Below are 14,386 nucleotides of genomic sequence, written 5' to 3'. Positions count from 1 at the left end.
GCGCGGCCTTTGGCTCGCTCACGTCTTCGCGTCGTCGGGGCGGGGGTGCACGACGCTGCGGGTTTTCCCGGGGGTTCGCTCGCCGCCGGCCGCTTTGAGGTGCCCCTGCCGGCGTTCCTCGGCCGGCTCCCCCTGCGGCGCCAGCCGCTGGTGTCCCGCGTGTCGGGGTGGGGGTGCGCGACACGCGGGGGTGGCTGGGGCTACTGGCGGGTGTCGGGCCCCCGTCAGAGTGGCCGTGCGGTCCGTCGCGGCGTGGGGTGTCGGTCGTGGGCTGGGGGGCTCGCAGACTGGGGGGACCGCAGACGCCGTCGGGGGACCGGAGGTGACCGTCCATGCCCCGCTCCCGCCGCGTGTCCGGCGCCCCGTCCTCCGAGGCAGGTCGCACCGGCCGTCCCCGCTGGGGGCTGCGGCTGTTCGGGGTCCTGTCGGCCGCGGTGCTCGTCGTCAGCGGGTTCGGCTGGGCCGCGGTGAACCACCTCGACGAGGGCATCGAGCGGGTGGACGCGTTCGACGGGGTGCAGCGCAGGCCGCAGGAGCGGGAGGGGGTCACCTTCCTGCTCGCCGGTGTGGACCGACGGGACGAGATCAGCCGCGATGAGCGCCGGAAGCTCCACGTGGGTGGGGAGGCGTGCAACTGCACCGACGCGCTGATGCTGGTGCACATCTCCGCGGATCGCAGCCGGGTCAGCGTGGTGAGCCTGCCACGCGACTCGTACGTGTCGTTCCCGCCGCACGACGAGCCCGACGGCACTCGGAACGCCCGGCACCGGGGCAAGATCAACGCGGCGTACTCCCACGGCGGCCCCGCGCTGACCGTGGCCACCGTGGAACGGGCCACCGGCATCCACATCAACCACTACCTGGAGCTGGACTTCCTCAGCTTCACCCGAACCGTGGACGCCCTCGGTGGGGTCGAGGTCTGCACCATGACCCCGTTGAAGGACGAGTACGCCGGGCTCGACCTCCCGGCCGGGACCAGCACGGTGGACGGCTCGGGTGCGTTGCGGTACGTCCGGGCCCGGCACGTCGGCAGCCTCTCCGACTTCGGTCGGATGGAGCGCCAGCAGCACTTCTTCGCCCAGGTGATGCGGAAACTCAGCAGCAGCGGTGTGCTGGCCAACCCGGCGCGGCTGACCGCCGCCGTCGACGGCATCCTGGGCTCGGTCCGTGCCGACCGCAGTCTGACCAGCGGGGACCTGGTGGAGCTCGGCGCCGCGATGCGGCACTTCTCGCTCTCCGGGTCCGAGTTCGTGTCGGTGCCGGTGGCGGACGAGGACTACCGGGGTGACCCGCACTGGGGGTCCGCCGTGCTGTGGGACCAGCAGCGGTCCCGGGAGCTGTTCGCCAAGATCCGCGAGGACAGACCGCTGACGTCCGGGCGGCCCGGGAAGAAGACCCGTCTGGTGCCGATCGACCCGCGGAGCATCCGGGTGCAGGTCATCAACGGATCGGGGCGGACCGGACTCGGCGCGAGGACGGACGGGGCGTTGCGGAGGAGCGGGTTCGCCACCACCGGCCTGCCGCGCAACGGCGAGCGGGACGCCCAGCGGACGCTGATCACGTTTGACCCGCGGTGGGACCGTTCGGCGCGCTCCCTCGCCGCGGCGCTGCCCGGGGCCCAACTGCGTGCGGTCCGGGGGCACGGGCCGGTGCTGGACGTCACGATCGGGCACGAGTTCCAGGGCGTGCGCAGGGTGAAGGCGAGCACGACCGGTCTGGCGGAGAACCCCCGTGGCGTGCGGACCGGGGACCAGGTGCTCTGCCCGTGAGCCGGTGCGGAGACCGCGGTATGAGGTGTGGCCCACCGACGGCGTTCGGCTGATAGGCCGTCCGGCCCACACTCCATCAGGGAACAGCCATGTCTGACGAGTAGAGCGAATTGTCCTGTATGTCAGTATCTGACCTATGCGTGCATTCCTCGTCTCCTCCCTTGGGGTAGCGTGCGTCGCTGCCCTGGCGGCGCCCATGACGCCGTCGGCCACCGCCGTCGCCCATCGCTCGACGTACCGCGCCGAACAGGGCCGCACCGTCGCTCGGCCGCCCGTGCTCCCGGGAACCACCCGGACCGTGCCCCTCGCCCCGTTGCCCAAGGACCGCCGCGGGCTGGCGGCGCCGCAACACCCCGCTGCCACGCACGGACTCCCGGCCCGTAAGGTGGCCCCCTTCTCCCTGCTCGGCGTCACCTGGGACGACCCGTCGGCCGCTCCGCCGCAGGCCGTGCAGGTCCGCACCAGATCCGCGGGCGGCGCCTGGTCGCCCTGGCAGGCCCTGGAGACCCACACCAGCGACGCGCCCGCCGCCGAGGTCGACGCGGGTCCGCTGCGGGGCAGCACCATGCCCCTGTGGGTGGGGCGCTCGGACGCCGTCGAAGTCCGGGTCGCTCCGCGACGTGCCGCGGTGCCCGAGGGACTGCGGTTGGAACTCGTCGATCCGGGGAGCGACGAGCCGTCCCGCGGGTCCGTCCCCGAACTCCGTTCGCGTCAGGGCGTCGCGTGGTCCTCGGGGACGCACCGGGTCGTGGACCGGCCACGCTTCGACGAGGCCGAAGACCCGACCGAACCGGCCGAGCCCACGGAGCCGAAGGAGCCGTTCGAGCCGGGCGGGACGGAGGACTGGTCCGACGTGGAGGAGATGCTGGAGGGTTCCGAACCGTCGGGGTCCGAAGCGTCGGAAAAAGAGACGTCGGAGAAGGAGACGTCTGAGAACGAGGCTTCGGAACACGAGCCGTCCAAGGAGTCCGGCCATCGCCCGACAACCCCAGGTGGGTCCGGGAGGCCACACCAGGAACCCCGCCCGTCGCACCCCGAGCCCGGGCCCAGGCCCTCGTCCGACGCGAACGTCACCACGGGCCGTGTGGCCGCCCACCCGAAGATCGTCAGCAGGGCGGGTTGGGGGGCCGACGAGAAGCTGCGGGAGCGGGGGTTCCGCTACACCAAGCGGGTGAAGGTGGCCTTCGTGCACCACAGCGCCACGGGCAACTACTACTCCTGCAGCCAGGTACCCTCCATGATCCGCAGCATCTACCGCTACCACGTCAAGAGCAACGGGTGGCGGGACATCGGCTACAACTTCCTCATCGACAAGTGCGGCACCATCTACGAGGGCCGGGCCGGTGGGGTCAGCAAACCGGTGATGGGGGCGCACTCCCTCGGCTTCAACCACAACAGCACCGGGGTCGTGCTGCTGGGCAGCTACAACTCCGCCAGCCCGCCGAAGGCCGCCCTGAAGTCCCTGGCCAAGCTGACCGCCTGGAAGCTCGGACTGTCCGGGGTCGACCCGCGGAGCTCGGTGCGGATGCGCTCGAGCGGCGGGAAGTACGGCAAGGGAACCGTGGTCACCGTGAAGGTCGTCTCCGGCCACCGGGACGTGTTCGGCACGGACTGTCCCGGGGACCGGCTGTACGCCAGGCTCGGCTGGGTCCGCACGGTGGCCGCCAAGCTGCAGCGGCACTGACGCGCCGCCGGAACGCCAACCAGCTCCCGGTACGTTGACGGAACCCCGCACCCCCTGGTGGTGCGGGGTGCGTCGGGCGGGCGAGTGGACCGGCATCCGGCGCCGGAGCCGGTCCCTCCGGGTCCTGCATACACTTGCGGATCACTCTCCCGACCCAAGGAGCTGCGAACGGTGACAGAGGCGATTCTGCTGGTCGGCGGCAAGGGCACCCGGCTGCGCCCGTTGACGGTGCGCACCCCCAAGCCGATGGTCCCAGCGGCCGGAGTGCCGTTCCTGACGCACCAACTGGCCCGGATCCGTGCGGCCGGAGTGGAGCACGTGGTGTTGGCCACGTCCTACCTCGCCGAGGTCTTCGAGCCGTACTTCGGTGACGGGGCCCCGCTGGGACTGCGCCTGGAGTACGTCACCGAGGTGGACCCGCTGGGTACCGGAGGGGCGATCCGCAACGTCGCCGACAGGTTGTCCTCCGGGGCCGACGAGCCGGTCCTGGTCTTCAACGGGGACATCCTGACCGGCCTGGACATCGCCGGCCTGGTGGACCGTCACGTGGCCGCTGGAGCCGACGTGACCCTGCACCTCACCCGGGTGGCCGACCCCCGGGCGTTCGGCCTCGTCCCCACCGACGCCACCGGGCGGGTGACGGCGTTCCTGGAGAAGCCGCAGAGCCCCGAAGAGATCGTCACCGACCAGATCAACGCCGGTGCCTACGTCTTCAACCGCTCCGTCATCGACGCCATCCCCTGGGACCGGCCGGTCTCGGTGGAACGGGAGACGTTCCCGGGGCTGCTCGCCGAGGGGGCGCACCTCCAGGGGGTGGTGGACGCCAGCTACTGGCTCGACCTGGGCACCCCCCAGGCGTTCGTCCGCGGCTCCGCCGACCTGGTGCTGGGCCGTGCCCCTTCCCCCGCCCTCCCCGGGTCCCCCGGTGACCACCTGGTCCTGGACGGCGCCGAGGTGGCCCCGGACGCCAAACTCACCGGCGGCACCTCGGTGGCAGCCGGCGCCCGGATCAGGTCCGGGGCCCGGGTCCACGGCAGCGCCGTGCTCGCCGGCGCGGTGGTGGACACCGACGCCTGTGTCCGGGACAGCCTGGTCGGCGCCGGCGCCAGGATCGGCGCCGGGTGCGTGCTGGACGGCGTGGTCGTCGGGGACGGGGCGACCGTCGGCCGGGGCAACGAGCTCCGTCACGGCGCCCGGGTCTGGTGCGACGCCACCCTGCCGGCGTCGTCCGTCCGCTTCTCCTCCGACCGCTAGCGGCTGGGTGCTCCTGCCCGCGGTGACCCCGGCCGGGGAACCGTGGGGACCCCGGACCACCGGCGGCGGGGTGGCGCCTGGGCGGCCCCCGGCCGACCCGGTGCCGCGTCGGCTGTCCGCCCCGGGGCGTACGCTCGGCTCCCGTGATCCCTCAGCAGTCCCGCCCGCCCCACCGCTCCGGCGCCGCCGTCCGCGGTGCCGGCCGGTGCCGGCGGTGGCGGCCAGAGGGGCCGGTGGACCTGGCGCTGGTCCTCGGCCCGCTGCGCCGCGGGTCCGGGGACCCCGCGCTGCGGATCGGCCCCGACGACGCCTACTGGCGGGCCTCCCGGACACCGGAGGGGCCGGGCACCCTCCGCCTGTACGCCCGGCCGACTGAGGGCGTGGTCGAGGCGGAGGCGTGGGGCGCCGGCGCCGGATGGCTGCTGGACCGCGTTCCGGCACTGCTCGGCGGGGAGGACGAGGTCACCGCGTTCGTCCCGCGGCACCGGATCGTCTACGCCGCGCACCGCAGGCACCCGGGGCTGCGGCTGACCCGCACCGGGCTCGTCATGGAGGCGCTGCTCCCGGCGATCCTGGAGCAGCGGGTCACCACCGGTGAGGCGTACCGGGCCTGGAGGCTCGTCCTGACCCGTCACGGGGAGCCCGCGCCCGGCCCCGCCGAATCGCCGGCGGCCAGGATGCGGGTGCCCCCCGAACCGCGGGCCTGGGCGCTGATCCCGTCCTGGGAGTGGCACCGCTACGGGGTGGACGGGCACCGCTCGTCCACCATCCTGCGCGCGGTGCGGGTCGCGGGTCGGATGGAGGAGGCCGCCGGGATGACCGCGCAGGCCGCTGTCCGGCGCCTGACGGCGGTGCCGGGCATCGGGCCGTGGACCGCCGCGGAAACGTTGCAGCGGAGCAACGGCGCCCCGGACGTGGTGTCCGTGGGCGACCTCCACCTGCCGGGCGTCGTCGGCTACGCCCTCACCGGTGAGCGGACCGACGACGCCGGCATGCTGGAACTGCTCGAGCCGTACCGCGGCCAACGGCACCGGGCCTGCCGGCTGATCCTGCTCTCCGGGCGGGTGCCGCCCCGCCGGCACCCCCGTTACGCGCCCCTGGACTACCGGGACATGTGACCCGCCGCCCGGTCAGAGCACCCGGAGGAACGCCGCCGGGTCGCGCTCGGGACGCGGGCGCGGCGGCGCCGCCGCCCGGCCCACCGCCACCGCTCCCATGGGGTCCCAGTGCGCGGGCAGGTCCAGGGCCTCGCGCACCACGTCCCGGCAGAACATCGTGGAGGAGACCCAGGCCGACCCGAGGCCCTCACCGGCCAGCGCGACCAGGAGGTTCTGCACGCCGGCGCCGGCCGCCACCACGAACATCTCCCGCTCGGCGGCGTTCCTGCGGGCGTCCGGGTAGGTGTGTGCCCCGTCCGCGACCAGACACGGCACCACCAGACAGGGGGCCCGCCGCAGCACGTCGCCCCGGGCGGTGCGCCGGGCGACGGCGTCCTCGGAGAAGCCGTCACCCCGCAGGTCGGCCCGCCAGGCGTCGAGCATGGCGTCCAGCAACCGGGCCCGGGACCCCGCCGACTCCAGCAGCACGAACCGCCAGGGCGTGGTGTGGTGCGGAGCCGGCGCGGTGACCGCGGCGGCCACGGCGCGCCGCACCGCGTCCCCGTCCACCGGCTCGTCGGTGAACTCCCGCACGGTGCGCCGCAGGGTCACCGCGGCGCGCACCGCCTCGGAGGTGCCGAGCCGGAACATGTCCGAGGCCGGGTCGCGCACCAGCTCCCGGGCACCCGGCCCGTCGTCCGGCCCGACCAGGTGCCCCAGGCCCCTGACCACCGCCACGGGAAGCCCGCGTGCCTTGCCCTTGACCAGGTCCGCGGCGGCGGCCAGTTCGTCGGCCGTGGCGACGACGGTCGACTCCAGCGGTTTGCCGTGGGTGTCCCTGCCGCCGCGTTGGTCGTCGAGGACGGCGATGCCGGCGGCTCCGATCGCCACGTCCGTCAGCCCGTTGCGCCAGGGCCGGCCGAAGGTGTCGGTCACCAGCACTCCGACCCGGACCCCGAGCGCCGCCCGCACCCCGGCGCGCAGCCGACGCGCCGACGCGTCCGGGTCCTCGGGCAGCAGGAGCACCGTGCCCGGCGGCGTGTTGGAGGCGTCCACCCCGGCGGCGGCCATCACCAGTCCGTGCCGGGTCTGAACGATCCGGGTGGACCCGCGACGGGCCACCACCCGCACGCTCTCCGCGTCGATCGCCGCCTCGCGGTCCGTGGCGGCGAGCGTACGCCCCTCGGCCTTGCTGACGATCTTCGAGGTGACCACCAGGACGTCCCCGTCGGCCAGGCCGTCGGGCCCGGCGGCGGCGCTGACCAGGGCGGCCAGGTCATCGCCGGCGACCACCTCGGGGATGCCCGGCAGCGCCCACACCGAGAAGCCGTTCACCCCTCGCGCACCGCCTCGGCGAGATCCAGGGCGGCACGGGCCATCGCTGTGGTCGCCGCCTCGTCCGTCATCAGCAGCGGCACCGCCCGGCAGGGAATCCCGGACGCCTCCACCGCGGCCACCGATGCCGCGTCCACGGTGTCCACCAACCACCCGTCGAGCAACCCCGCGCCGTAGTGGGCGGCCACCGCGGCGGCCGAGGTCTCCACCCCGATCGCCGCGAGCATCTTGTCCGCCATGCCGCGCACCGGTGCGTCACCGACGATCGGGGACAGGCCGATCACCACCGCCTCGGCCCCGGCGACCGCTTCCCTGATGCCCGGCACGGCCAGGATGGTGCCGATGCTGACCACCGGGTTGGACGGCGGGAACAGAACGAGGTCGGCGTCGGCCAGCGCCTCGAGCACACCGGGTGCCGGTTTGGCCTGGTCCGCTCCGACCGGCACCACGGCGTGCGCCGGCACCTCGGCCCGCAGCCGCACCCAGTACTCCTGGAAGTGGACGGCTCTCCTGCCCTCGTCGGTGTCGATCAGGACGTGGGTCTCCACCCGGTCGTCGGACATCGGGATCAGGCGCACCCCGGGCTGCCAACGGCGGCACAGCGCCTCGGTGACCGCGCTGAGCGGGTAGCCGGCACCGATCATCTGGGTGCGAACGATGTGGGTGGCGAAGTCACGGTCGCCGAGACCGAACCAGTCCGGGCCCACCCCGTAGGCGGCCAGCTCCTCCTTGACCGACCAGGTCTCCCCGGCGCGGCCCCAGCCCTGTTCCTCGTTGATGCCGCCGCCCAGGGTGTACATCACCGTGTCCAGGTCGGGACAGACCTTGAGGCCGAACAGGTGGATGTCGTCACCGGTGTTGCCGATGACGGTGATCTCGGCGTCCGGTGCCGCTGCTTTGAGGCCACGCAGGAAACGGGCGCCCCCGATGCCTCCGGCCAGTACCACGATGCGCATGCCGCCAGTCTCCCAGGCCGTCAGGACACGGTTTCCGCGCCCCGGTCGGGCAGTGGCGCCTTCGCCACGCGTTCCGCGCGCCGCTCGCGGCGGCCGACGCCGGGCCGTGTCCGCTCGTTCATCTCGGTGAGACCGGGGAAGTAGACGTGCAGGCTGACGACGGGTTCCAGGGTGTCGTTGCCGGTCTCGTGCACGTGGCCGGGGCCGAACACCCGCTGGCTGCCCGGCCGCAGGTGGTGGCGCACGGTGCCGCCGTCCCGGCCCTCGACGAGCTCCGTCAGCGTCCCGGTGAGGACGGTCAGCAACCCGCAGGACCGCCCGTGGTCATGACGACCGGTGCCCTGGCCCGGCAGCCAGCTCAGCAGCCACACCTCGTGTCCCGGCCCGCTGTCCAGCCGGTGGTACCAGCGGCTGACCGGGTCGTAGCGGACCAGGGGGGCCCACCGGTCGCGGTCCGCGGCCAGGGCCAGGGCCAGGCCGCTGAAGTGGGCGACCGTCTCGGGCCGGGTGCCGGGTCGGGGCGCGAGGTGGGGCAGGGCCAGTGGGTCGCCGGCGACGGACACGTCGCTGAGCTGCTCGGCCCGGGTGGGCCGGGGGGCGGTGGAACGGTGCACGGGGGTTCCTCGGGTTGCCTCGGACAGGTGGGCGTGGTGCGGGGAGTGGCGGCCCGTCGGCGCGGCCGCCGTGGCCGACGGGTGGCGAACGCCGGGCGGGAGCGGGGACGGCTGCGGAGGGGGCCCGGGGACGGGGAGCGGTGCGCGACCGGCTCGTGGAGGACCGCACGGCGTGGGCGCGGGAGGGCCGACCACGGACCGGGGAGCCGGCGCGCCGACGCGGTCATGTCCGCGCGTCGGAGGGGTGAACCCCGTCAGGCCGTCAACGACAACAGGGACAACAGCAACGGGGGCGGCGGCCGACGCCGCTGCTGGAGTCGTGACGGGAGGGACAGCGACCGGCCGGCGGGACGGAACCGGACACGACGCGGCGGGACTCGTCCTGGCGAGTCCCAAGGGGCGCGTGGGTCACTGGCATGCCGTCCAGGAGACCGTTTCCCCGCGACCACTGTCAACCTGCCGCCACCGGCCGGGGCGGGGTTCACCTGATCCGGCGGTTGCGTCCGCTGAAAGGTTTGTGCGCTGAGTCACCTGGGGAGGGGCGCAGCACCGGTGGACGCGGAACGTCTCCCCGGGACCAGCGTTGTCCATGTGTCGGCTGCGTCGGCCGGCGGGCCCCTCAGCAGGGGTTCCCGTGGTCGTCGGATGCGGGCGCGTAGTCGGTGGTGCCCCGTGGTTCTCCGTGTTTCCCGCCTGGTTCCCCCGTTGGTTCCCGCGGGGCGGCCCGGGTGAGAGGGCGTGGTCTGACTGACCGGAGGCGGTGTTGCCTCTTCGTGACCACTTTGTGATCCCGGTCGCGTCGCCGGTTCTCACGGAACCCGGTCCCCGTGCGCGGCGTCCCTAGAAGGTGAGAGGAGGAGGGCAAGTGACGTGTCATGTTTTGGGCTGATTTGAACACTTACTGCGAACCCTTGGTTCCGTGGAGTGAATGAACGGCTCAATAGCAGATCTCGGCTTGACTGGGCTGGATCGGCGCACTTGTAATTTCAGTCGTGTCGTTCAGTCCGCAGTCCGAATTGACAGTCGTTAGATCACGGGCACATCACAGGAACATCACAGCGCAGAGAGTGCAGATCACGGGGCACATCACGGGGACGTACACAGGAGCGAGGGGCGCACATGACCGAGCTGTTTGAGCTACTGCTGGGCGAAGAGGCAGAAGAAGAGCTCGGATGGCAGGAGCGCGCCCTGTGCGCGCAGACCGACCCCGAATCGTTCTTCCCGGAGAAGGGCGGCTCCACCCGTGAGGCCAAGAAGGTCTGCCTGGCCTGCGAGGTGCGCTCGGAGTGCCTGGAGTACGCCCTCGCCAACGACGAGCGCTTCGGCATCTGGGGCGGCCTGTCCGAGCGGGAGCGCCGGCGCCTGAAGAAGGCAGCGGTCTGAGGCTCCGTCAGATGCGTGTGCCTGGTGGCGGGGTGTGCGCACAGCGGCCCCACCACGGCGGTCGCCAACCAGGAGGCGCAGCGGAACGGCGCCCGCCCACCCGGTCCGTCCCCGGCTCCCAGCCGCGGGGGCCGTTGACCTTCGCTGTGTGGCGAGCGCGTCGTGGGACGTTAGTGTGGGTGGCCGTCCACGACGCGTGAGGCAGGGCCCGCGCGTCCACACTGTCCAGCGAACCGGGGCGCGTTTCCTCGATGTCCGTTCACAGCCACCAGGCGGCCCCGCCTCCTCAGGGGTATGCGGCCGTCCCCGAATTCCCGCGTCACCTGGTGACCGCCGTCATCGTCGCGCACGACGGCGCCCGTTGGCTGCCCCAGGCGCTGTCCGGCCTGGTCGGGCAGGAACGCCCGGTGCAGAGCGTCATCGCGGCAGACACCGGCAGCGCGGACTACTCCGCCAACCTCCTCCAGGACGCGCTCGGCTCGGAACGGGTGATCCACCTCGGCCGCCGCAGCGGGTTCGGCACGGCCGTCACCGAGGCCGTGCGCACCGCCGGGCCCGTCGATCCCGACGGCCTGCCCTACCTCGCGCGCCGTGGCGGCTGGGACCCGGTCGCCCGCAACTGGGACGACGACGCCCCCAAGGGGCCGCCACCGGAGCCCGTGCAGTGGCTGTGGCTGCTCCACGACGACTGCGCGCCGGAACCGGACGCCCTGCTCCACCTGCTCCGGGTCGCCGACTCCAGCCCCTCCGTCGCCGTCGTCGGCCCCAAACTGCGGAGCTGGTACGACCGGCGCCAGTTGCTCGAGGCCGGCGTCAGCATCGCCCGCAGCGGCCGGCGCTGGACCGGACTTGACCGGCGCGAACAGGACCAGGGCCAGCACGACCAGGTCCGCCAGGTGCTGGCGGTGTCCTCGGCGGGGATGCTGGTGCGCCGCGACGTGTGGGAGGAACTGGGCGGTTTCGATCGCAACCTCCCGCTGATGCGGGACGACGTGGACTTCTGCTGGCGGGTCCAGGCCGCCGGCCACCGGGTGATGGTGGCGCCGGACGCGGTGCTGCGGCACGCCGAGGCCGCAGCCCGGGAACGCCGCCCCATCGCCGCGGCACCGGACCGCCCGTACCGGGTGGACAAGGCCGGGGCGGTGTTCACCCTGCTCGCCAACTCCTCCACGCGGGTACTGCCCTACGTGCTGCTGAGGTTGCTGCTCGGCACGCTGCTGAGGGCGCTGGGCTACCTGGTGGCCAAGGTCCCCGGGCAGGCACTGGACGAGGTCGCAGGACTCTCGGCGGTGCTGATGCGACCGGGCAGGATCATCTCCGCCCGGCGGGCCAGGTCCCGTGGTGGTGTCCCGGCGTCCGAACTGCGCCCGCTGTTCCCCCCGCCGGGCGCCACCGTCCGACTCACCGTGGAACAGCTCGCCGGAAGCGTCGTCGGACGCGCAGGGGAGCAGGAGGCGTCGGCCGGCCGGCACGGCGCCGTGGAGTCGGGACCCGGCGACGAGGACGCCGACTTCCTCGAGGTGGAGAACTTCGCCCGGCTCAAGCGCCTGGCCCGCAAACCGGCGCCCGTGCTGTTCGCCTCGCTGCTCCTGGTCTCCCTCGTCGCCTGCCGCGACCTGTACGGCGGCGGGGCGCTGTTCGGCGGCAGCCTGCTGCCCGTCCCGGGCGGCGCGTCCGACCTGTGGACCCGGGTGACCGACGGCTGGCACACCGTCGGCACCGGTGGCACCACCTCGGCGCCCCCCTACCTCGCGGTGCTCGCCGTGCTGGCCACCGTGCTCCTCGGCAAGGTCAGCCTGGCCGTCGCGGTGCTGCTCGTCGGCTCCGTGCCCCTGGCCGGGCTCACCGCCTACTTCGCGTCGCGCCCGCTGGTGGAGTCCAGGGCACTGCGTGCCTGGGGCAGCGTCAGCTACGCGCTGCTGCCCGCGGTCACCGGGGCCCTGGCGACCGGTCGGCTGGGCACCGCGGTGCTCGCCGTGCTCCTGCCGCTGATGGCCAGGGCCGCGGTCGCCGCCGCCGGGCTGCACCTGAGCCCCGGGGCGCTGGAGCGCGGGGCCCGTCCCGGCTGGCGCGGCACCTGGGCGCTGGCCCTGCTGCTCACCGTGACCACCGCGTTCACCCCGGTGGTCTGGCTGATCGCCGTGGTGCTCGCCGTGACGGTCGTGGTCGTGCGGGTGCTGGGCGGACACCGGGCGCTGCTGGTGCCGCTGGCGACGCGGTTCGCCGCCCTGCTCGCCCTGCCGATGCTGCTGCTCGCGCCCTGGTCGCTCGGTCTCGTCACCGACCCGTCCAGGTTCCTGGTCGAGGCCGGCCTGCCCTATCCGGGCGATGACCCCGCGGGCGCCGGCGACCTGGTCCTGCTCAACCCCGGCGGCCCGGGCACGCTGCCCGGGATGCTGATGGTCGGCGTGGTACTGGCCGGGCTCGGCGCCCTGCTGCGCACGGAGCGCCGGGTGGCGATCGTCTCGGCCTGGGCGGCGGCGCTCGTCGGCCTGCTCCTCGCGGTGCCGGCCAACGGCGCCGAGGTGACCGCCGCCGACGGCATGGCCTCCGGCCAGACCTGGTCCGGGCCCGCGGTCCTGCTCTACGCGCTGGGGCTGCTGGTCGCCGCGGTGGTCGGCGCCGAGGGCCTGAAGGACCGGGTGGCCGAGATGAGCTTCGGCTGGCGGCAGCCGGCCGCCGCGTTGGTGGCCGTGGCCGCCGCGGCGGCCCCGCTGTGCGCGGGGGGCGCATGGCTGCTGCGGGGCGCCGGGGACCCGCTGGACCGCAGGGACCCGGTGCAGGTGCCCGCCTTCATCGCCGAGGAGAGCGCCACCCGCGACCAGGCGCGCACCCTGGTGATCGGTGGCGACAGCGCCTCCAGGATCTCCTACACCCTGGTCCGCGGCTCGGGAGCCAAGCTCGGCGATGCCGAGACCGTCGCCCTCGAGGGCACCGACAAGCGGCTCAGCGGCGTGGTCAGTGACCTGCTCGCCGGCTCGGGCGCGGACCAGGCGGGGCGGCTCGCCGGTTACGCGGTCCGGTTCGTGCTGGTCCAGGACGGCCCCGCCCGCGCCGAGATGAGCCAGGTGCTGGACAGCACCCCCGGCATCCTGCGGATGAGCCAGGAGAACGGCACCGCCCTGTGGCGGGTGGACCGGACGGTGGCCCGGATCACCGTGCAGACGCCGGGCGAGCCCGAACCGCTCGCGGTCGCCGCGGGGCCGGTGGACGCCCGCACCGAGATCCCCGCCGGTGAGGAAGGGCGGGTGTTGCGGATCGCCGACGCCGCCGACGGCGACTGGCGGGCGACCCTCGACGGCAGGGCGCTCAAGCCCGTCACCGTGGACGGCTGGGCCCAGGGCTTCGAACTCCCCGCCGAGGGCGGAGTGTTCACCCTGCGCCACGAGACGCCGTTCGGCCACACCGCCTGGCTGTGGACCCAGGGCTTCGGCGTGCTGGTGGTCCTGGTCCTGGCCCTGCCGGGACGCCGCAGCGAGGTGGACGACGACCTGCCGGAGCCCGCAGCGGTCGCCGCGGTGCCGGCGTCGAACGCGGTGGACGGCGAGGGCCGCAGGGCGCGTCGGCTGCGGGCACAGGCGGAAGCCCAGGCCGAGGCCCAGGGAGAGGTCCAGGCGGAGACCGGGTGGCCGGCGGACGCCGACGGCTTCCCCGTGGTCGCCGCGGGCCAGGACGCCGAGACCGGCGACGGCGGCGTCGGACCCGCACCGGACGGTGGCGCCCCGCCCCACCCGGCCGCCCCGCCGCTGGTACCCGCGCAACCGACGTCCGCCCCCGAGGACCACTCCGGGGCGGAGGAGCCCGGCGCCGCCCCGTCGTGGGACGCGTTCAGCCGCCCCGCCCCGGCCCGCTCCCACCCGCCGGCACCCCAGGGGCCCCCGGCTGACGGCGGGGAACCGTACGCCGTCCCCGGGTCCTACGGTTCGTACCCGCAGGCAGCCCCCGACCCGTACCACGCAGACGACGGGACCGGCTACCCCGTCCCCGGCCAGACCGCCCACCCCGCGTCCTTCGGCTACCAGCCCGGTGGGTACCCGCCCGGGCCCGGCAGTCCCGTGGAACCCGGCGGCTACCCCGACGGGTACGGCGCCTACCCGGGCCAGGGCCAGGAGTACGGCCGCGGGCAGAACGGCAACGAGTACGGCGACACCGAGCGCCGTGACGGGAGCGAGCAGTGAAGCGCACCACCCTGTCCCTGATCGTGGCCGTCGCGGTGCTGGCCGTGGTCGCCGGCCTCGCCGCGGTGACCCGGTCGGACGGCGCGGACCAGCCCGCCAAGGAGACCCCGAGGGCC

Annotated in this window: 9 protein-coding genes; 6 read left to right on the top strand and 3 right to left on the bottom strand. The window is 74.2% G+C overall.

The window, feature by feature from the left end:
* Positions 1-332: 332 nt before the first annotated feature.
* The 4 genes from A3IG_RS0125270 (at position 333) to A3IG_RS0125255 (ending at position 5,825) form a co-directional block, all read left to right on the top strand.
* On the top strand, positions 333-1,769 hold the full coding sequence (locus A3IG_RS0125270; protein ID WP_018386380.1) for an LCP family protein: 1,437 nt from the start codon (positions 333-335) through the stop codon (positions 1,767-1,769).
* 136 nt (positions 1,770-1,905) lie between these two features.
* Positions 1,906-3,453: a peptidoglycan recognition protein family protein gene (locus A3IG_RS0125265; RefSeq protein WP_026220647.1), complete on the top strand. Its 1,548-nt coding sequence runs from the start codon at positions 1,906-1,908 to the stop codon at positions 3,451-3,453.
* Between the two features lie 171 nt (positions 3,454-3,624).
* A complete protein-coding gene (gene manB, locus A3IG_RS0125260) occupies positions 3,625-4,707 on the top strand; it encodes a mannose-1-phosphate guanylyltransferase (protein WP_018386378.1) in 1,083 nt (360 codons plus the stop codon).
* A gap of 143 nt (positions 4,708-4,850) precedes the next feature.
* On the top strand, positions 4,851-5,825 hold the full coding sequence (locus A3IG_RS0125255) for a DNA-3-methyladenine glycosylase family protein (RefSeq protein ID WP_236719156.1): 975 nt from the start codon (positions 4,851-4,853) through the stop codon (positions 5,823-5,825).
* Positions 5,826-5,837: 12 nt separating this feature from the next.
* On the opposite strand, the gene A3IG_RS0125250 is transcribed toward A3IG_RS0125255, so the two are convergent.
* From A3IG_RS0125250 to A3IG_RS0125240, 3 genes are read right to left on the bottom strand one after another with little or no spacing between them, the layout of a single operon-like run.
* Complete coding sequence (locus A3IG_RS0125250) at positions 5,838-7,139, bottom strand: coenzyme F420-0:L-glutamate ligase (RefSeq protein WP_018386376.1); 1,302 nt, start codon at positions 7,137-7,139, stop codon at positions 5,838-5,840.
* Positions 7,136-8,095 (bottom strand): 2-phospho-L-lactate transferase, encoded by a 960-nt coding sequence (gene cofD / locus A3IG_RS0125245; RefSeq protein WP_018386375.1) that lies wholly within the window; start codon positions 8,093-8,095, stop codon positions 7,136-7,138. Before cofD ends, A3IG_RS0125250 begins: the two co-directional genes overlap by 4 nt.
* Positions 8,096-8,115: 20 nt before the next feature.
* The gene (locus tag A3IG_RS0125240; RefSeq protein WP_018386374.1) at positions 8,116-8,709 is read right to left on the bottom strand and encodes a cupin domain-containing protein; all 594 of its coding nucleotides are present in this window, start codon (positions 8,707-8,709) and stop codon (positions 8,116-8,118) included.
* 1,119 nt (positions 8,710-9,828) lie between these two features.
* Between A3IG_RS0125240 and A3IG_RS0125235 the strand changes: the two genes are divergently transcribed.
* A complete protein-coding gene (locus A3IG_RS0125235) occupies positions 9,829-10,092 on the top strand; it encodes a WhiB family transcriptional regulator (protein ID WP_018386373.1) in 264 nt (87 codons plus the stop codon).
* Positions 10,093-10,343: 251 nt separating this feature from the next.
* Entirely contained in the window at positions 10,344-14,270 is a 3,927-nt protein-coding gene (locus A3IG_RS0125230) for a glycosyltransferase family 2 protein (RefSeq protein ID WP_026220646.1), read from the top strand.
* Positions 14,271-14,386 lie beyond the last annotated feature (116 nt).

This window comes from Wenjunlia vitaminophila DSM 41686 (assembly GCF_000380165.1).
GTDB lineage: Bacteria > Actinomycetota > Actinomycetes > Streptomycetales > Streptomycetaceae > Wenjunlia > Wenjunlia vitaminophila.
Note: the sequence above shows the minus strand (reverse complement) of the source record. Positions and strands in the feature narration are given on the sequence as shown.

Coding starts and splice junctions, on each gene's coding strand:
- A3IG_RS0125265 (WP_026220647.1), top strand. CDS start 1,906: ATGCGTGCATTCCTCGTCTCCTCCCTTGGGGTAGCGTGCGTCGCTGCC.
- A3IG_RS0125270 (WP_018386380.1), top strand. CDS start 333: ATGCCCCGCTCCCGCCGCGTGTCCGGCGCCCCGTCCTCCGAGGCAGGT.
- A3IG_RS0125230 (WP_026220646.1), top strand. CDS start 10,344: ATGTCCGTTCACAGCCACCAGGCGGCCCCGCCTCCTCAGGGGTATGCG.
- cofD (WP_018386375.1), bottom strand. CDS start 8,095: ATGCGCATCGTGGTACTGGCCGGAGGCATCGGGGGCGCCCGTTTCCTG.
- A3IG_RS0125235 (WP_018386373.1), top strand. CDS start 9,829: ATGACCGAGCTGTTTGAGCTACTGCTGGGCGAAGAGGCAGAAGAAGAG.